3 protein-coding genes are annotated in these 2,797 nt (G+C 41.7%); 1 reads left to right on the top strand and 2 read right to left on the bottom strand.

Features of this window, described 5'->3' with window-relative positions:
- The first annotated feature begins 139 nt into the window (after window positions 1-139).
- Window positions 140-517 (top strand): hypothetical protein, encoded by a 378-nt coding sequence (locus CK510_RS06795; RefSeq protein WP_095720977.1) that lies wholly within the window; start codon window positions 140-142, stop codon window positions 515-517.
- Window positions 518-592: 75 nt separating this feature from the next.
- Here the strand turns inward: CK510_RS06795 and cobT are convergent, their stop codons facing one another.
- The gene (gene cobT / locus CK510_RS06790; RefSeq protein ID WP_095720976.1) at window positions 593-1,717 is read right to left on the bottom strand and encodes a nicotinate mononucleotide-dependent phosphoribosyltransferase CobT; all 1,125 of its coding nucleotides are present in this window, start codon (window positions 1,715-1,717) and stop codon (window positions 593-595) included.
- Between the two features lie 208 nt (window positions 1,718-1,925).
- Window positions 1,926-2,606 (bottom strand): DUF2232 domain-containing protein, encoded by a 681-nt coding sequence (locus CK510_RS06785; protein ID WP_095720975.1) that lies wholly within the window; start codon window positions 2,604-2,606, stop codon window positions 1,926-1,928.
- Between the last annotated feature and the right edge of the window lie 191 nt (window positions 2,607-2,797).

Raw genomic sequence — 2,797 nt, 5'->3', positions numbered from 1 at the left:
TTTCGAGATATTTCTAATTAATTATTTACATGTAAGATACAAATGGAAAGTATTAATAATTAAATCATTCATAAGTATGTTTAAGGTGAGCTTTCCTTTGAATACTATATAAAAAAGTCGTTACCGACGAGGGTATTAGATGGAACCATTAGAACAACAAGTATCCACTTTGAGTAACAAAGTTGATGCCCTCTACCAGGTAATTCAGCAACTAGAGCATAAAGTCTCTCAAGTACTGTCAGCAAGCCTTGTGGACAATGCAACAAACAAAGATAATTCCCAGGGCAATGGTGAAACTGGTAGTTACCAGTTAAGGGGACAAATTCGTTTGAATACGGAATTTGAACATAAAGATGTCTTAGTTGATGGAATTTACCTGGATAGTGGTATTCAAGGAGGGGACAAACATTTAACGGCAGAGATACAAATTCAACGCTTAACGGCACAGCTAACCGCAGCATATAACCGGATTGCGGCATTAGAAGAACAGTTACTGCTTAAACGAATTCATTCCTAATTATTTAGCGTTTATTTTGCCCGTAAAACGGTGATTAATCGAAAATTTGACTATCCCCGCATATCCCCGACTTCTTCAACAAGTCGGGGGTATTATGATTTGCATTTGCGCTTCGATCGCATTTAAGAGTTGCTCTTGCTGCCAATTATGACTGAGATATGCCGCAATACATGCAGCACCAGCACCTACACCTTCTTTAACAAAACCTTGTTCGTAAGCGCGCAGTTGTGGGTAGCGAGATGAGTTAAAGTTGAGTTGAGTGGCAATCAGGGGAATATCACCAATTAATTGAGCTAATTCAACAGTTCCACCTGTGGTATCCTCCGCAACCCAGCGAGTTGTTCCCACGACGATTTGTGCTGGTTGCCATTCCAGGTTGTAGGTTTGGACTAAGGCACGTGCTAGGGCGTATACAGCCAGCATTTGTGTACCTCCAGCCAACATTACCCCACAACTTCGACTAGCTGCGATCGCAATTCCTGCCACAACTATTTGCATCGGGTCTCCAACCGCTGCTACAAGTTCGAGAGGAAGGGAGGGAGATAAAGCAATTCCCCCAATTTCCATTTCTCTTAATCCTTGATTGACAATTTCCCACTTTTGTGAGTGATTGCAAACAGGATGGCTACTGTTTACTTTCCCTGTGGCATTAATTCCTAAACCTGTCAAAACAGCTAAGGCTGTTGTTGTTCCCCCAACCACGCATTCGCTTAAAATTAGATAACTATGATGAGAATTGGTTGCTAATTTTTCTCCCCAAATTAACCCTTGCTCAAATAAATGTCGAACGACTGCCAATTTCATCGCTTTGCCCGTACTTAAGCACAAAGCTGGTGTTCCCCCCAAGTCAATTGCGGGTAAGTTTGGCTGTTGGGGTAATCCAGCATTAAAAATGTAAAGGGGTAATTTTAGTTCTTCAACAACAGCACGGGAAATTAAAACCGGTGAAGCGCCATCTGTTAAAGGTGGCAATGGATACTTTGGTTTTGTTGTGGTTCCGTAGTAGAGAAATTCAGCATCCGCGCAAGCTGTATATTTTCGGTCTTCTGGGGTGAGTCCAGCAGCCGATATCCCTGGTATTAATGCTGTCTCAGTAAATCCAAGAACGCAGGTGAATGTAGGTAAGGAACCGCGATATTTTGATGCCCAAGCTTCAGCTTGAGGGGTTTGGGTATAGAGATGAATTGGGGAATTGGGCATTGGGAATTGGGCATTGGGAAAATTGTAATATTTGCGATCGCAAAAACCAAACTCCTAATTCTACTAAGAACGGGCTAAAAATAGACTTTTCAATAAAGTAAAAGACTTTAGATGCTACCCTTAGGGAAGTCTTTCGCCTACCTTCGTCAGCATGACAAAAGTTTATATTACATCCGTTTTTAGTATCCTCACTCCTAACTCCTAACTATTATTCATAATCCATTAAAACCTGTATCCATTGGGGGGGACGGGGAATAGGGTTGCCAAGTCTGTCGAGTAGTAGCCATGAAGCGATATGGACGAGGAATAAGTATAAAAAATTGTTGAAGATTACAAATGCGATCGCGCCAATTTGAATAAATAATACGCTAGGGGTTGACAAAATTCCCAGAATTAGGAATAGCCAATCAATTAAATCTGTGACTTGATTAATTACATAAATCCACAGGTCTTCACCAGTCAATATTGACAAAAACCAGACTCGGAAAAATACACCCACAGTTCCCAGTAAGGCACTTAAACTAATCGAAACAATCCAAGGTACACGACGAGTCCAAGTTGCACCTAACAATACCCCCATGAATCCAAAGGGCATCACAAACAATATACTACGAATTGGTCCCATCAGCACCGATAATAGTAAACCGGAAACTACAGCAGTCATCCAAGCTGCACGATTACCCCAACGCAAATAGATCCAAGCAATGGGAACGGGGAAAAATATCCGCAACACAGGGGAAATCACGGGAAAATAAAAATTAATAAACCAAATTAAACTTGTGGTACTTGCCAAAAATGCCGTTTCTACCATTCGTAACGGTGTCTCAACTTTCACCTCTGGGGAAGTAAAATTTTCTTGTTTTTCAGACCATTCGTTTTCGGATGCCATCGTTAGTTTAGGGAATTGGGAATTGGGAGTTAGGAATTGGGAGTGAGGAGTTTTGAGTTAGGAGAAATATCTTAACAAGCTTGGGGGGTTTAATTCCCCAGCAATAGAAGGGCAGCGTGTTTTGTGTCGGGGTAAAATCCTCCGTTCGCGCTACTCTACGAGAAGGCGTACCACTCCGTGGAAGCAAGCTA

The organism is Brunnivagina elsteri CCALA 953 (assembly GCF_002289455.1).
Lineage (GTDB): Bacteria > Cyanobacteriota > Cyanobacteriia > Cyanobacteriales > Nostocaceae > Brunnivagina > Brunnivagina elsteri.
This window is presented reverse-complemented; position numbering and strand designations above follow the sequence as displayed.